14 protein-coding genes are annotated in these 14,026 nt (G+C 66.3%); 3 read left to right on the top strand and 11 right to left on the bottom strand.

The window, feature by feature from the left end; all coding sequences use genetic code 11:
• Positions 1-133 precede the first annotated feature (133 nt).
• From CRO39_RS02905 to hrcA, 7 genes are all read right to left on the bottom strand, one after another.
• Positions 134-622: a hypothetical protein gene (locus CRO39_RS02905; protein ID WP_097120352.1), complete on the bottom strand. Its 489-nt coding sequence runs from the start codon at positions 620-622 to the stop codon at positions 134-136.
• A 154-nt stretch (positions 623-776) separates the two neighbouring features.
• Entirely contained in the window at positions 777-1,889 is a 1,113-nt protein-coding gene (locus CRO39_RS02900; protein WP_097120351.1) for a prephenate dehydrogenase, read from the bottom strand.
• Positions 1,890-2,176: 287 nt separating this feature from the next.
• On the bottom strand, positions 2,177-3,295 hold the full coding sequence (dnaJ, locus tag CRO39_RS02895) for a molecular chaperone DnaJ (protein WP_097120350.1): 1,119 nt from the start codon (positions 3,293-3,295) through the stop codon (positions 2,177-2,179).
• Between the two features lie 79 nt (positions 3,296-3,374).
• Positions 3,375-3,734 (bottom strand): four helix bundle protein, encoded by a 360-nt coding sequence (locus tag CRO39_RS02890; RefSeq protein WP_097120349.1) that lies wholly within the window; start codon positions 3,732-3,734, stop codon positions 3,375-3,377.
• Positions 3,735-3,800: 66 nt separating this feature from the next.
• Positions 3,801-5,723, bottom strand: coding sequence for a molecular chaperone DnaK (gene dnaK / locus CRO39_RS02885; RefSeq protein ID WP_097120348.1), 1,923 nt, complete (start codon positions 5,721-5,723; stop codon positions 3,801-3,803).
• Between the two features lie 147 nt (positions 5,724-5,870).
• A complete protein-coding gene (grpE, locus tag CRO39_RS02880; RefSeq protein WP_097120347.1) occupies positions 5,871-6,389 on the bottom strand; it encodes a nucleotide exchange factor GrpE in 519 nt (172 codons plus the stop codon).
• Between the two features lie 42 nt (positions 6,390-6,431).
• Complete coding sequence (hrcA, locus tag CRO39_RS02875) at positions 6,432-7,481, bottom strand: heat-inducible transcriptional repressor HrcA (RefSeq protein ID WP_097120346.1); 1,050 nt, start codon at positions 7,479-7,481, stop codon at positions 6,432-6,434.
• 95 nt (positions 7,482-7,576) lie between these two features.
• Between hrcA and recN the strand changes: the two genes are divergently transcribed.
• On the top strand, positions 7,577-9,244 hold the full coding sequence (gene recN, locus CRO39_RS02870; protein ID WP_097120345.1) for a DNA repair protein RecN: 1,668 nt from the start codon (positions 7,577-7,579) through the stop codon (positions 9,242-9,244).
• Positions 9,245-9,299: 55 nt separating this feature from the next.
• Here recN and fur read toward each other — a convergent pair whose 3' ends face one another.
• Entirely contained in the window at positions 9,300-9,704 is a 405-nt protein-coding gene (fur, locus tag CRO39_RS02865) for a ferric iron uptake transcriptional regulator (RefSeq protein ID WP_097120344.1), read from the bottom strand.
• Positions 9,705-9,808: 104 nt separating this feature from the next.
• On the opposite strand from fur, the gene CRO39_RS02860 reads away from it, so the two are divergent.
• Complete coding sequence (locus CRO39_RS02860) at positions 9,809-10,201, top strand: outer membrane protein assembly factor BamE (RefSeq protein ID WP_097120343.1); 393 nt, start codon at positions 9,809-9,811, stop codon at positions 10,199-10,201.
• Here the strand turns inward: CRO39_RS02860 and CRO39_RS02855 are convergent, their stop codons facing one another.
• Together CRO39_RS02855 and CRO39_RS02850 are read right to left on the bottom strand one after the other, a co-directional pair.
• Positions 10,202-10,462, bottom strand: coding sequence for an RnfH family protein (locus tag CRO39_RS02855; RefSeq protein WP_425479645.1), 261 nt, complete (start codon positions 10,460-10,462; stop codon positions 10,202-10,204). It lies immediately after the preceding gene.
• A gap of 25 nt (positions 10,463-10,487) precedes the next feature.
• Complete coding sequence (locus tag CRO39_RS02850) at positions 10,488-10,916, bottom strand: type II toxin-antitoxin system RatA family toxin (protein WP_097120342.1); 429 nt, start codon at positions 10,914-10,916, stop codon at positions 10,488-10,490.
• 40 nt (positions 10,917-10,956) lie between these two features.
• Here CRO39_RS02850 and smpB point away from each other — a divergent pair, with 40 nt between their 5' ends.
• Positions 10,957-11,445, top strand: a complete 489-nt coding sequence (smpB, locus tag CRO39_RS02845) for an SsrA-binding protein SmpB (RefSeq protein ID WP_097120341.1) — start codon at positions 10,957-10,959, stop codon at positions 11,443-11,445.
• A gap of 95 nt (positions 11,446-11,540) precedes the next feature.
• On the opposite strand, the gene CRO39_RS02840 is transcribed toward smpB, so the two are convergent.
• Positions 11,541-13,976, bottom strand: a complete 2,436-nt coding sequence (locus tag CRO39_RS02840; RefSeq protein ID WP_097120340.1) for a S8 family serine peptidase — start codon at positions 13,974-13,976, stop codon at positions 11,541-11,543.
• Between the last annotated feature and the right edge of the window lie 50 nt (positions 13,977-14,026).

Here is a 14,026-nt window from a genome sequence, read left to right as displayed (position 1 = left end):
CGCCCGCCCGCTTCGGGTCGCCTTGCCTTACCCTGCCCTGTCTCGCCCTTCCCTTGCCGCGCCCGCCAGCTCCTTCCCGCCGCTGTCGTTGCCCCTCTCGTTCCTGGTTCCTCGTTTCTCGCTCCTATTGCCGCTATTCCATCCAGCTGCGCGAGTCGCTGCGGCGCACCACCAGCCGGCCATGCTGGCGCACCACGGTGTCGGTCGAGCGCGAGGTTATCCGCATCCGCCCCAGGCGGGCGACCGAGCGCACCTTGACCGTCGCGCTCTTGCCGTCCTCGGCCACTTCGACGCCGTTGATCGTGTAGTCGCCGTCCACCTCGAACTGATCCCCGGCCATGGCATGAAGCTTCTTGAGCTGGTCGTAGAACTTCTCCAGCGCATCGCAGGTTTCGTCGCGGTCGTTGAGTTCACGCAGCTGGCGCGGGCCGACATGGGTGATGTTGACGCCCTGGAAGTCGCTGGCCAGCATCCCGCACAGTCGCCCGACGTCGCCTTTGCTGGAAGCTTCGAACTGGCGTTGGTAGAAATCCCGCACTTCGGCTTCGTTCACCTGCGTACGGCCGAAGAAGTACCAGGCGGCAGCGGCGGCCAGCAGCAGGCACAGCAACAGTTTCTTCATGGGTTCCCCTTGGAGTTCCGTTCCAGGCCGCCATCGCGGCTATCGTCAGGCGCCGCTCCCCGCAGCGCCTGTCCGGCAATCCTGCCCGAGCATGGCCGCTGGTTCAACCCTGGCGGTTTTCGCGGCGACGGCGCGAAACGCCGCCAGCGATGCGCTAGCGTGCCAGTACCCGGCCCAGACCGCTTTGCTCGATATCCCGCACGGCGTCGGCCAGCGCGCCGGCTTCGCTGTCGGCGGAAAAGCCGATGCGGAAGTGGACTTCGCCCTCGGGCGTGCGCGAGGAATGCACCGAGGAAAGACTGACGCCATGGCGTTCGAAGACATGCAGCAACGCGCGCAGCGAGCCGGGACGGTCCTCGGGAAGGTGGACGCTGAGCGCATTGGCTTCGGTCAGGTCCGCCAGCAGGTAGCCCAGCCGCTCGTAGTTGTAGTTGCCTTCGTCCAGCGCGGTTGCGCCCAGGGCCGCGTGATTGGCCTGCAGGAAGTCGCGCCGGAAAACCGCCCGGGCCGCGTCGTCGCCGGCCTGCACCAGCGCCCGCAGGCCGGCAAGATGCGCGTCCAGCCTGTCCAGCATCTCCGGCACATACGGGTTGCCGAACTGGATGTCCTCATAGATCGCCGGGTTCAGCGACAGGATGCGCGCGATGACGGCGCTGTCCATCTCGAAGGAGGTCGAACGGTACGGCAACAACGCCTGCAGGTCGCCGAGTTCGGCCGCGTAGTCGCGCAGCACGCCCGCCTGCAACAGGTGGCTGGCGTGGACCATCGCCTGCACCAGCGCCATCACCCGGTCGTGGTGCTCCGGGCTGCTGCGTACGCATTCGGCCTGCATCGCCAGCAACAAGGCCTGCAGCCAATCCCGCCAGCGCTCCAGGCGGGCTTCGCAAACCACCATGACCCTGCCCTTCAGCGTCGGCGCCTTCGGCGGCGCCGTCATCGGGTGCAGTCCGGCCACTTCCGCCTGCGACTCCAGCATCGCGGCGACCGGGCCGGCCTTGATGGACGTCACGTCCAGCCACAGCTTGCCGCGCTCGCAGCCGTCGGCGAGGCGCACATAATCGCCTATCAGTTCCACCGTCCGGCGTATCGGCGCCGAGAACACCAGCACGTCGGCACGTTCGATCAGCTCCCGCTCCGGCGGCGAATCGGCCGCGGCCGGGTCGCGCCCGATCACCTCCAGGCCCATGCGCTCGCGAAAAAAACGCCGCAACCAGCGCCCGTAGGCGCCCTCGATGCCGACCACGCCGATAACCGGTTGCGGGTTCATCTATCGCTCAACGCAACCGCGGGCGATCCGTCCGCGCATGGAATGTGGCCGTCGCCGGCGGTATTGCCGCGCGGCGATGCGCACGGCGCAGCCGCGCATTCCCCATGCCCAGGTTTCATACGACGTCTGGCCTCTTGCGATGAAACGGCCCGGCTCAAAGCGTGTCCTGCACGTTGAGACCCGCCTCAAAGTAGGTCACACGCTCCAGGGTCCGGCCCCGCGGCGGTGCGGAGCGGGTCCATCGTACACAATCCCGGAGCAGGAACCGGACAGCCAGGCGCAGGTTCTCAGGACGTCATCCGGTCCCAGAAGCCCTTGATGCCGTCAACGAACGTGGCCGATCTTGGCGAGTGCTTGCGCGCGTCCTCGCCGGAAAAGCTGGCTTCGAACTTCTCCAGCAGCTCACGCTGTTCCGGCGTCAGGTTGACCGGGGTTTCCACCACCACCCGGCAGAACAGATCGCCTTCGCTGCGGCTGCGCACCGATCGGACGCCCTTGCCGCGCAACCGGAACAGCTTGCCGGTCTGGGTTTCGGCCGGGATGCGGATCTCCGCTTCGCCATTAAGGGTGGGCACGCGGATGGTGTCGCCCAGCGCCGCCTGCGAGATGCGGATGGGCACTTCGCAGTGCAGGTCGTCGCCGTCGCGCTGGAAGATCTCGTGTTCGCGCACGCGCACTTCCACGTACAGATCGCCCGGCGGCGTTCCCGGCGGACCGGCTTCGCCCTCGCCGGTCAGGCGGATGCGGTCGCCGGTGTCCACGCCGGCCGGAATCTTGACCGACAGGACTTTTTCTTCCTCCACCCTGCCGGCGCCATGGCAGTGCTTGCAGGGATTGCGGATGGTCTGGCCGCGGCCGCCGCAGGCCGGGCAGGTCTGCTGCATGGCGAAGATGCCGCGCTGCATGCGCACGTTGCCGCGGCCGCCGCAGGTGCCGCAGATTTCGGTCTTGCCGTCTTCCGAGCCGGAACCCTTGCAGGGTTCGCACGGCGACAGCGTCGGGATTTCGATGCGTTTCTCGAGTCCGGCGACGGCTTCTTCCAGGTCCAGTTCCATCACGTAACCGACGTCGGCGCCGCGCCGTGCGGCACGCGCACCGCCGCCGCCCCCGAAGATGTTGCCGAAAATATCGCCGAAAATATCGCCCATGTCCGGCGCGCCATGGCCGCCGCCCATGCCGTGTTCGAATGCGGCATGCCCGTGCGCATCATAGGCGCGGCGCTTGGCGCCGTCGGACAGCACTTCGTAGGCTTCCTTGCATTCCTTGAATGCCGCTTCAGCCGCGGCATCGCCCGGATTGCGATCGGGGTGATGCTTCATCGCGCAGCGGCGATAGGCCTTCTTCAGCTCTTCATCGCTGGCGTTGCGGGCCACGCCCAGAACTTCGTAGTAGTCGCGTTTTGACATAGGTCAATGGTCAGTTCGGCCTTCGGCCTGTCAATTCGGCGGCGGTGCCGCCTGTAAAGGGAAATCGCTGCAACAAGGTCTATTTCGCCAATCGATCGCGTTGCGATTCGACCAGCGCCCCAAGCGCCGCCTGCAATCGTTCCGTAGCCGAAAGTAGAGAATCGATATTCGCTGCAAACTCCAGATTTTTAGCGATCCGCAGCTGAGTATCCAGTTCGGAAAGCGAACCTCGGGCAATCATCAAAAACTGTATGAACTCCTTGCGACTACCCCGGGCTGCGCCTTCCGCGATGTTCGAGGGAACGCTGACCGCCGCCCGGCGACTCTGGCGGCTCAATCCAAAACGTTCGTCAGCAGGAAAAGTCCTGGAAGCCGCATAAACGTCGGCGACCAGTTCCATGGCTTCCTGCCATACCCGTAAATCATGGTGTGGACGCATCTGCCCTCCTTGGCAGCAAGTCGGGCATAGCCCGACTTGCGACTTCTCCTTTTCCTGTTTACCGCTTTACTTCTTCTCGTCGTCCTTGACCTCGGTGAACTCGGCGTCGACGACATCATCGCCGGCGGGAGCCGCGCCGTCACCGCCTGCCTGCGCGCCCGGCTGGCCGGCAGCGGCGGCAGCCGCGTACAGCGATTGGCCGGCTTCTTCCAGCGCCTTGGACTTGGCTTCGATCTGGGCCTTGTCGTCGCCCTTCATCGCCGTTTCCAGGTCCGCCAGCGCAGCTTCGACCTTGCCGATGATGTCGCCGCCGACCTTGTCGCCGTGCTCGGCGATGGCGCTGCGGGTGGCGTGGATCAGGCCATCGGCCTGGTTGCGCGCCTGCACCAGCTCGTGGAACTTCTTGTCGTCTTCCCGGTGCGCTTCGGCATCGGCGACCATGCGCTGGATTTCCTCATCGGACAGGCCCGAACCGGCCTTGATCTCGACCTTCTGCTCCTTGTTGGTCTTCTTGTCCTTGGCCGACACATGCAGGATGCCGTTGGCGTCGATGTCGAACGACACCTCGACCTGCGGCAGGCCGCGCGGAGCCGGGTCGATGCCGGCCAGGTCGAACTTGGCCAGCGACTTGTTGAAGCGGGCCTGTTCGCGCTCGCCCTGCAGCACATGCACGGTCACCGCGGACTGGTTGTCCTCGGCGGTCGAAAACACCTGCGAGGCCTTGGTCGGGATGGTGGTGTTCTTCTCGATGATCTTGGTGAACACGCCGCCCAGGGTCTCGATGCCCAGGCTCAGCGGAGTCACGTCCAGCAGCAGCACGTCCTTGACGTCGCCGGCCAGCACGCCACCCTGGATCGCCGCGCCCAGCGCGACCGCCTCGTCCGGGTTGACGTCCTTGCGCGGTTCCTTGCCGAAGAATTCGGCCACCGCCTGCTGCACCTTGGGCATGCGGGTCTGGCCGCCGACCAGGATCACTTCGCCGATGTCGCTGGAACGCAGGCCGGCATCGTTCAGCGCGATGCGGCACGGTTCGATGGTCTTCTTGATCAGATCCTCGACCAGGGCCTCCAGCTTGGCGCGGGTCAGCTTGATGTTCAGGTGCTTGGGACCGGAAGCATCGGCGGTCACGTACGGCAGGTTCACTTCGGTCTGCTGCGAGCTGGACAACTCGATCTTGGCGCGCTCGGCCGCGTCCTTCAGGCGCTGCAGGGCCAGCGGGTCCTTGCGCAGATCGATGCCCTGGTCCTTCTGGAATTCGTCCACCAGGTAGTCGATGACGCGCTTGTCGAAGTCTTCGCCGCCCAGGAAGGTGTCGCCGTTGGTGGCCAGCACCTCGAACTGCTTTTCGCCATCGACATTGGCGATCTCGATGATCGATACGTCGAAGGTGCCGCCGCCCAGGTCATAGACGACGATCTTGCGATCCTTGGCATCGGTCTTGTCCAGGCCGTAGGCCAGCGCGGCCGCGGTCGGTTCGTTGATGATGCGCTTGACGTCCAGGCCGGCGATGCGGCCGGCGTCCTTGGTCGCCTGGCGCTGGCTGTCGTTGAAGTACGCCGGCACGGTGATGACCGCCTCGGTGACGGTTTCGCCAAGGAAGGCTTCGGCGGTCTTCTTCATCTTCTCCAGCACCTTGGCGGAGATTTCCTGCGCGGCCATCTTGCGGCTGTCGCTGGTTTCCACCCAGGCGTCGCCATTGTCGTGGGCGACGATGGCGTAGGGCACCAGGCCGATGTCCTTCTGCACTTCGGCGTCGGTGAACTTGCGCCCGATCAGGCGCTTGACCGCATAGAAGGTGTTCTTGGGATTGGTGACCGCCTGGCGCTTGGCCGAGGCGCCCACCAGCACTTCGCCGTCCTTGGTGTAGGCGACGATGGAGGGCGTGGTGCGGTCGCCTTCGGAATTTTCGATGACGCGCGCCTTGCCGCCGTCCATGATCGCCACGCACGAATTGGTCGTGCCCAGGTCGATGCCGATGATCTTGCCCATGAGGGTTGCTCCGTAAGAGATTTCAGTATTGGCCGGTTGGCGGCCGGGTTGATGGGTTGGATGTGGGGGTCGGCGTGGAACATTCAAGCCGGCGATGGCAGCGTTGGCCTGAACGCATCGCAGGCGAAGGTCCGTTCAGCCCCCCGGTCAGTCGTGCCTGGCGACCACCACCAGCGCCGGCCGCAGCAGGCGGCCATTGAGCAGGTAGCCCTTCTGGAACACCTGCACCACGCTGCCCGGCTCGGCGCCGGCGGCTTCGGCCTGGCTGATCGCCTGGTGATGCTCGGGGTTGAAGGGTTGGCCGGTCGGGTCCAGTACGCTCAGGCCGTTGTCGGCGGCGACCTTCAGCAGCTGCTTGAACGTCAGCTCCAGGCCATCCTTGAGCGGGCTGGGGCCCTCGCCTGCGGCGGCCAGGCCAGCGTCCAGGCTGTCGAACACCGGCAGCAGGTCGCCCAGCAGCCGCTCGTTGGCGAACTTGCGCGCCTGCTCGATGTCGCGGGCCACGCGTTTGCGCTGGTTTTCCAGATCCGCGCGTTCCAGCAGCGAGGCGGCACGCAGTTGATCCAGTTCGTTGCGGAGGGTTTCGATTTCCGCCTGCAGCAGGCTTTCGGTGTCTTGCTGTTCGGCGCTCTGGCCAAGGTCGGTGTCTTGTTGGTTCGGGTTCATTGCGGGTTCCGTCGCGGCAGGTCCGGCCGCGTGACCGGAAACCTATGGGGGCGGCGGCTCAGGATTCAAGGCGGCACCCAGCGCGTCCGCGGCGGCCTGGACCACCGGAATCACCCGGTCGTAGGCCATCCGGGTCGGCCCGATGACCCCCAGCACGCCCAGCACCTGGCCGCCGGCCAGGTACGGCGCGGTCACCACCGAGACGCTGTCGTGCGGCGCCAGCCCGGTGTCCTCGCCGATGAAGATGCGGACCCCGGGCGCGCGGATGGTGCGCTCCAACAACTGCAGGATCTCGCGCTTGCGGGCGAAGGTCTCGAACAGCTCGCGCAGGCGGTCCAGATCGGCCAGGTCCTGCAACCCCATCAGCCGGGTCTGCCCGGCCAGCACCACATCGTCGCCCGGCGGTACCAGCGCTTGTTCGGCCAGCTCGATGGTCTGCGCCAACAGCCCTTCCATCTCCGACTGGGCCACGCGCAGATCGTGCAACAGGGTGGTACGGATATCCGACAGCGGGCGGCCGGCGAAATGCGCATTCAGGTAGTTGGCGATGCGTTCCAGTTCCGACCGGTCGTAGCTCCGGCGCGGTTCGATGACCCGGTTCTGCACGTCGTTGTCGGCGAACACCAGAATCGCCAGCACCCGGCGCGCGTCCAGCGGCACGAAATCGATATGGCGGAACGCGAACTGCTCGCGCTTGGGCGCGCTGACCACGCCGACGAAGTGGGTCATCGCCGACAGCAGTTCCGAAGCATTGCCCAGCAAGGCCTGGGTGCCGGCCCCGGCCGGCAGCTCGGCGCGCAGCCGCGCCACTTCGCCCTCGCCCAGCGACTTCACCTGCACCAGGCTGTCGACGAACATCCGGTAACCCTGCGCGGTAGGCACCCGGCCGGCGGAGGTATGCGGGGACGTCAGCAGCCCCACTTCTTCCAGCTCGGCCAGGATGTTGCGGATGGTGGCCGGGCTGACGTCCAGGCCGGCGTGCTTGGCCAGCGTTGCCGAGCCCACCGGCTCGCCATCGCGGATGTAGCGCGCGATCAACGTGCGCAGCAAGTGGCGCGCGCGCGGGTCGAGCTGGGAGGAAGGCACGGACATAGCCGATAGATAGCCGTCCGGCCCCGGCTTTGCAAGCGACGGCGGCGGCCGGCCCGTCTCAACGGATGCGCCGGCAGGCCCTACAATCGCTCCCCATGCTCAGACACCTCGCCATCAAGGATTTTGCCGTCGTCCGCAGCGCCGAGCTCGAATTCGGCGCCGGCATGACCGTCATTTCAGGAGAAACCGGTGCCGGCAAATCGCTGCTGGTCGACGCGCTCGGCTTCCTGTCCGGGTTGCGCGCCGACAGCGGCGTGGTCCGGCACGGTGCCGAACGCGCCGAGCTGTCGGCCGAATTCAGCGTCGCCGCGGACAGCCTGGCCAGTGGCTGGCTGCGCGAGAACGAGCTGGACGACGACGGCCAGTGCCAGTTGCGCCGGGTCATCCGCGCCGACGGCGGATCCCGGGCCTGGATCAACGGCCGCAGCGTGACCCTGTCGCAGCTGGCCGAACTGGCTGGCCGGCTGGTCGAAATCCACGGCCAGCACGAACACCAGGCGCTGTTGTCGCGCGGCAGCCAACTGGAATTGCTGGATGCCTACGCCCGCAACGGCAAGGAACGCGACGCGGTGCGCGAGGCGGCGCGGCGGTGGAGCGCGTTGCTGCAGGAACGCGAAGCGCTTTCGGCGCAGGGCGACGTTTCCGACCGCATCAACTACCTGGAACATCAGCTGGCGGAACTGCAGCGCGAGGACTTGGCTCCGGCGGCCATCCAGGCGCTGGTCGCCAACCACAAACGCCAGGCCCATGCCGCCGGGCTGATCCAGGCCTGCGACACTGCGCTGGCGGAGCTGGGCAGCGACGAGGCGCCATCGGTATCGCGCCAGCTGCAGCAGACGCGCAGCGATCTGGCACGGCTGCGCGAACACGAGAATCGCCTGGGCGAAGTCGATGCGCTGCTGGAAAGCGCGCACATCCAGGTCGACGAGGCGCTGGCGCTGCTGGGACAGATCCGCGACGACCTGGATGCCGACCCGGCCCAGTTCGACGAACTCGAACACAAACTGGGGCGCATCCACGACCTGGCGCGCAAGCACCGGGTCATTCCCGACGAACTGGCCGCCCATCGCGATGCGCTGGCCGCCGAACTGGAAGGCCTGCGCGGCGCCGGCGAGCGGCTGGTCGGGTTGAATGGCGAAATCGACGCTGCCCGTTCGGCCTGGCGCGAGGCGGCGCTGCGGCTTGGCCGGACCCGCCAGCGCGCGGCCAAGGATCTGGCCCGCGCCACCACCGCGCTGATCGGCGAACTGGGCATGGGCGGCGGACGCTTCGAAATCGCGCTGGAGGCCAACGACAACGAACGCCCGGACCCGGCCGGTTCCGAACGCGCCGAGTTCCTGGTCGCCGCCAATGCCGGCCAGCCGCCGCGGCCGCTACGCAAGGTCGCCTCCGGCGGCGAACTCTCGCGCATCTCGCTGGCCATTGAAGTGGCGGCGCTGGGGCTGGACGCGGTACCGACCATGGTGTTCGACGAAGTCGATTCGGGCATCGGCGGCGCGGTGGCCGAGATTGTCGGGCAGAAACTGCGCGCGCTGGGCGGCAAGCGGCAGGTGCTGTGCGTGACCCACCTGCCCCAGGTCGCGGCCCAGGGCCATGCCCATTACCGGGTCAGCAAGGCGCCGGTGGACGGCATGACCCAGAGCGCGGTCGAATCGCTGAGCGCCAAGCAACGCGAGGAAGAGCTGGCGCGCATGCTGGGCGGCGTGGAAGTCAGCAAGGAAGCCCGCGCAGCGGCCAGAAGGCTGCTGACCGACGCGGTATGACACCCGCCTTGCAGGACGGGTCGGGACCCGCCTTGCATTCCCGCGAATCCCTGTTTCAGCGCTTCTTGCGCACGTACAGCACCAGCGAATGCTCTTCCAGCACGTAGCCGTGCTTGGCGGCGATTTCGCGCTGCAGCTTCTCGATTTCCGGGCTTTCGAACTCGATGATCTTGCCGGTATCGATATCGACCATATGGTCGTGATGGCCGCCGCGGTCCAGTTCGTAGACCGCCTGCCCGCCCTCGAAGTTGTGCTTGAGCACCAGCCCGGCGGCTTCGAACTGGGTCAGCACCCGGTACACCGTGGCCAGGCCGATCTCATCGCCGTGATCCAGCAGTTGGCGGTAGATGTCCTCGGCGCTGAGGTGGTGCTGGGGCGTCTTCTGTTCCAGCAGTTCCAGGATGCGCATGCGGGGATGCGTCACCTTGAGTCCGAGCTTGCGAAGGTCCTGGGATTCCATTGGCGTCTCCGTTCATTAGCGGTTTAGCGCCAGCTGCCTGTCGTGCGGTTGCGGCGGTCGGCAGGAGTGTATCATCGGCACGATTTCATCGACTTCAGTGCCTCATGCGCAAATTCCTGCTGGTTGCCGCCCTTGCCTCCACCACCGCCGGTTGCGGCATCCTCTACAAGCAGCCGATCTACCAGGGCAACCTGATCGAACAGAGCGCAGTGGAACAGTTGCAGGTGGGCCAGAGCAAGCAGCAGGTGCAGGCGCTGCTGGGCAGCCCGTCCATCGCCGATCCGTTCCATGCCGACCGCTGGGACTATACCGCCAGCGAACGCACCAATCGCCGCGGCCAGACCGAAATCAAGAATTTCACCCTGTACTTCGACAGCAACAGCCTGGTCCGTTGGGAAGGCGACTACTTCCCCGAAAACGATCTGCAGCTGTCCAAGGACGTGCGCAAGCTGGGACCCAACCTGGCCAAGGACAAGAAAAAGGGCCGCGGCCGCTGATTACGCGCCGGGTTTGCCCGCGCGCCGCCGGCGCGCTTCTTTCGGATCCATCTGCAGCGGCCTGAGCAGCTCCAGCCGGTCGCCGTCTGCCAACGGCGCATCCAGGGTGACGATGGCGCCGAAGACCGCATAGGCGCATTCTTCGGCACCGTCCAGCAACCCCGACGCCTGCAGCGCATCGGCTACCCGGGCGGGCGCCGGCAGTTGCACCACCACCGACTGGTGCCGGCGTGGCCAGGCACGGATCACTTCGATACGCATCAGCGGCTCAATACCCGTCAGCGGCCTAGTCGCCGCGATCGGCGACACGGACGAAATCGTCCACCATGCGGTCGGCCAGCCCCTGGAAACCCAGCGCCAGCGCCGGTGCCAGCAAGCGGCTGTTGGGTTCGAATTCCAGCGTCAGCGTCACCTTGCAGGCGCATTCGTCCAGCGCGTGGAAGTCCCACTGGCCATGCAGCTTGCGGAACGGGCCGTCGACCAGCTTCATGTCGATGCGATGCGGGCGGTCCAGCGCGTTTTCGGTGGTGAACCAGGTCCGCAGCGAACCCAGCCCCAGATCCAGCTTGGCGGTCAGCCGGTCCTCGCCGGCTTCCAGCAATTCGGCGCCGCGGCACCAGTCGAAACGGCGGGGATAGGCGGCAACATCGTTGACCAGGTCGAACATGCGGGCGGCCGAATGTTCGACCAGGGCGCTGCGGCGGATGGTATGCATTTGACTCGCTTGTGGTTCCGCCTTCGGCGACAATGGACGGATGGGCAAGAAACCGGACAAGAATAAAGCAACTGGCACCATCGCGTTGAACAAGCGCGCCCGCCACGAGTACACGCTGGAAACGCGCTACGAGGCGGGACTGGCGCTGCAGGGCTGGGAACTGAAGGCGATCCGCGCCGGCCGCGCCAATATCACCGAAGCCTACGCGACCATCCGCGGCGGCGAGATTTTCCTGTTTGGCGCGCAGATCACTCCGCTGATCCAGGCCTCGACGCACGTCGTGGCCGATGACCGCCGCACCCGCAAACTGCTGTTGCACCGGCGCGAAATCGACACCCTGGTCGGCAAGGTCGAACGCGACGGCTATACGCTGGTGCCGACCGCCCTGTACTGGAAAGGCAACAAGGTCAAGGCCGAAGTGGCGCTGGCCAAGGGCAAGCAGACCCACGACAAGCGCGCGGCCAGCAAGGACCGCGACTGGGCGCGCGAAAAACAGCGCACCATGCGCCAGCACAACCGCAACGCGTAGCACGCCGTCGGCTTTGCCGTAGGAGCGACGTCAGTCGCGATTGGCTTTCCCATGAAAGCTTCTCGCGCCTGACGTCGCTCCAGACATCGACCGGATCAGGTGGAAGCCAGCATCCGGACCAGATTGGGAATGCCCCTGCCCTGCGTGTACGGATCTCGGCCGATGTCGATGGCATTGGCAAGCAACAGCTGCTTGACCCTGTCCGGAAAGCCGATGAATTCGCGGCGTACCGACAGGAAACCGGCAATCAGGCCCGACACATGCGGCGCGGCCATGCTGGTGCCGCTCATCTCCACCATCCAGGTGCTCGGATCGTCAGAGCGGAAACCATGGTGGGCGGAGATGATTTTCTCGCCCGGGGCAACGATGTCCGGTTTGTGGCGGCCATCGGCGGTGGGGCCGCGCGAAGAAAAATACGACACGCCATAGGTGTGCGGATTGCTCTTGTGCACCGAACCGACCGCAATGGCTTCCTCCAGGTTGGCCGGGTCGCCGATGGTCATGTCCATGTTCATCGGGTACGACAGGCCGTCGCTCTGCACCAGCCAGGCCAGGCCTTCGTTGCCGGCCGCCAGCACCACCACCACGCCTTGCCGCCACAGCCGGCGCAGCTCGTTGCATAGTGGAGTGTGGCCGCAGCCGTAGCTTTCGACGTCGAAATAGCCGCCCAGACTCAGGTTGACGCCATGGATCAGCAGCTCGCCGGCCTGTTCGTTGAGATCGGCGACCTGCTGCACCGCCTTGATGATCCACGAATCGCGGCCATTGCCGTCATCGTCCAGCACCTTGAAGCCGTACAGGCGGGTGTCCGGCGCCACGCCGTGAAAGTCGATGTCTTCCCTGCCCTCCGGCAGGCGCGCCCGGCACTGGCCGGCGATGATCCCGGCCACATGGGTGCCATGGCCGTTGCCGTCCAGCCGCGAGAATTCCTCGCCATCGCCGCGTACCAGCTTCTTCGGCTTGCCTCGCCGCGTGCAGTCCCATTGCGCTGCCACCAGGTCGCGCTCGCCGTCGCGGTAGAAATGCGGGTGGCCAGCCGCGATGCCGGTATCCAGCACCGCCCAGCCGATCCGGCTGCCGCGCGCCTGGTAGGAGGCCTCGGCGGCATCGGCATGGATGACGCCGCGCGACTGGTTGAGCAGCGCGCGCTTGCTGGCGTCGCGCCACATCCGCTTGAAGCTGAGCGTGCGGTAGTCGTTGCGCAGCATCTCGATTTCGAAGCGGGTCAGCCGCGCCGAAACGAAGCGCTGCAGGCCGTCCTCCAGTTCGATGGCATCGTCCAGTTTGCCGCCGTGCAGACGGGTGGTTGCCGCCGCCAACTGGCGGATGCGCGCCAGCAACGCTTCACGCGTGGCGGCGCGGTCGCCATCGGCGGGCAGCCTGTCCAGCTCAATCAGGATTTCATGGCGGTGTTCGGCGTCATGGGCTTCCAGCTGGTCCGACAGATCCTTGATCAGCACGGTGTTGGAAACCGGCTGGTCGAAACCGGTACCGACCGCGTCGCGCACTTCGGCCCGCGTCCGCGGAATGGACAGATAGCCCGATGCCGAATGCGGATTGCGCCGCCAGTCCGGATTGAGGCCGCGTTCGGAAACATTGGCGAAGCGAGTGCCCGGGCGCTCGATGTCGTCGCGCAGATCGTGGTCCAGCGACACCGGATCCAGGCGGTCGGCGATGTTGACCCAGCGCCGCACGCAGGCAGGAAACGGCAGCTTGTTCTTCCGCGTCCAGCGCTTGAACATGCTGCGCACGCTGGGCAGGCCCAGCGGCGAGCCGATGGTGACGAACAGCGCCACCTCGTGCCGATCGGCCGACAGCTCCCGCAGCACGTCGTAGGCGATCATCGAGCCCTGGCTGTGGGCGACCACTACAAACGGCCCGCCGCCGGCCTGCAGGCGCTCCAGCAGGCTGCGCCGCATCCGTTCGCGTTCGCCGGGGACAAAGAAGAAGTCGTGCACGTCCTGCAGCAGCGCCGCCGAGATCATCTTCAACAGGATGCGGTTCAGGCTGCCGGCGATGCCCTTGGCGGCAGGGGTGCCCGGCGCCGGCGCACCGGCTTCCAGTTCGGCCAGCATCTGCCGCAGCAACCGCCGTTCCTGTTCGCTATCGGCCAGCGAATCGGCCAGGATGCCCAGATCGCGCACGCCCGGGTCGATGCCCAGCGCACCCAGCACGCGCTGCTCGGCCTGGTTCAGCATGGGCCCTTCGTCGCGCTGGTCGATGCTGGCCGGCTCCGGCGATGGGTAGCGTTGCCGGTTGACCCAATAGGCCAGGCGCGTGCGTTCGCCCATCCCGCGGCCGAACAAGGCGTTGTCCCATTGCCGCCGCAGCACTTCGGCCGGCGGCTTGTTGCCGATGCCATGCACGTAAATGACGGTGCAGGCATGGCCCTGCGCCATGGCCATGAACTCGGCGTCCATAGGGTTGGTAGACGCGGCGGTGCGGGCCTTGGCCGCAGGCTTCCGGCGCGGGGTTGCCGATGAAGCCGGGGAGGCCTTGCCGGTCTTGCTGGCGGTCTTCTTGGCTGCCATGAATCGTTCTCCTTTTGCGCGGGGGCGCAGACAACACGGTATCGATACGG

It is taken from the genome of Pseudoxanthomonas wuyuanensis (assembly GCF_900215535.1).
Taxonomy (GTDB): Bacteria; Pseudomonadota; Gammaproteobacteria; order Xanthomonadales; family Xanthomonadaceae; genus Pseudoxanthomonas_A; species Pseudoxanthomonas_A wuyuanensis.
Note: the sequence above shows the minus strand (reverse complement) of the source record. Positions and strands in the feature narration are given on the sequence as shown.

What these genes read in the sequence shown, in the direction of transcription:
- smpB (WP_097120341.1), top strand. Translation starts at nt 10,957, where the DNA reads ATGGGCAAGAAACCGGACAAGAATAAAGCAACTGGCACCATCGCGTTG.
- fur (WP_097120344.1), bottom strand. Translation starts at nt 9,704, where the DNA reads ATGGAATCCCAGGACCTTCGCAAGCTCGGACTCAAGGTGACGCATCCC.
- hrcA (WP_097120346.1), bottom strand. Translation starts at nt 7,481, where the DNA reads ATGTCCGTGCCTTCCTCCCAGCTCGACCCGCGCGCGCGCCACTTGCTG.
- CRO39_RS02855 (WP_425479645.1), bottom strand. Translation starts at nt 10,462, where the DNA reads ATGCGTATCGAAGTGATCCGTGCCTGGCCACGCCGGCACCAGTCGGTG.
- CRO39_RS02850 (WP_097120342.1), bottom strand. Translation starts at nt 10,916, where the DNA reads ATGCATACCATCCGCCGCAGCGCCCTGGTCGAACATTCGGCCGCCCGC.
- CRO39_RS02890 (WP_097120349.1), bottom strand. Translation starts at nt 3,734, where the DNA reads ATGCGTCCACACCATGATTTACGGGTATGGCAGGAAGCCATGGAACTG.
- CRO39_RS02840 (WP_097120340.1), bottom strand. Translation starts at nt 13,976, where the DNA reads ATGGCAGCCAAGAAGACCGCCAGCAAGACCGGCAAGGCCTCCCCGGCT.
- dnaK (WP_097120348.1), bottom strand. Translation starts at nt 5,723, where the DNA reads ATGGGCAAGATCATCGGCATCGACCTGGGCACGACCAATTCGTGCGTG.
- dnaJ (WP_097120350.1), bottom strand. Translation starts at nt 3,295, where the DNA reads ATGTCAAAACGCGACTACTACGAAGTTCTGGGCGTGGCCCGCAACGCC.
- CRO39_RS02860 (WP_097120343.1), top strand. Translation starts at nt 9,809, where the DNA reads ATGCGCAAATTCCTGCTGGTTGCCGCCCTTGCCTCCACCACCGCCGGT.
- CRO39_RS02905 (WP_097120352.1), bottom strand. Translation starts at nt 622, where the DNA reads ATGAAGAAACTGTTGCTGTGCCTGCTGCTGGCCGCCGCTGCCGCCTGG.
- CRO39_RS02900 (WP_097120351.1), bottom strand. Translation starts at nt 1,889, where the DNA reads ATGAACCCGCAACCGGTTATCGGCGTGGTCGGCATCGAGGGCGCCTAC.
- recN (WP_097120345.1), top strand. Translation starts at nt 7,577, where the DNA reads ATGCTCAGACACCTCGCCATCAAGGATTTTGCCGTCGTCCGCAGCGCC.
- grpE (WP_097120347.1), bottom strand. Translation starts at nt 6,389, where the DNA reads ATGAACCCGAACCAACAAGACACCGACCTTGGCCAGAGCGCCGAACAG.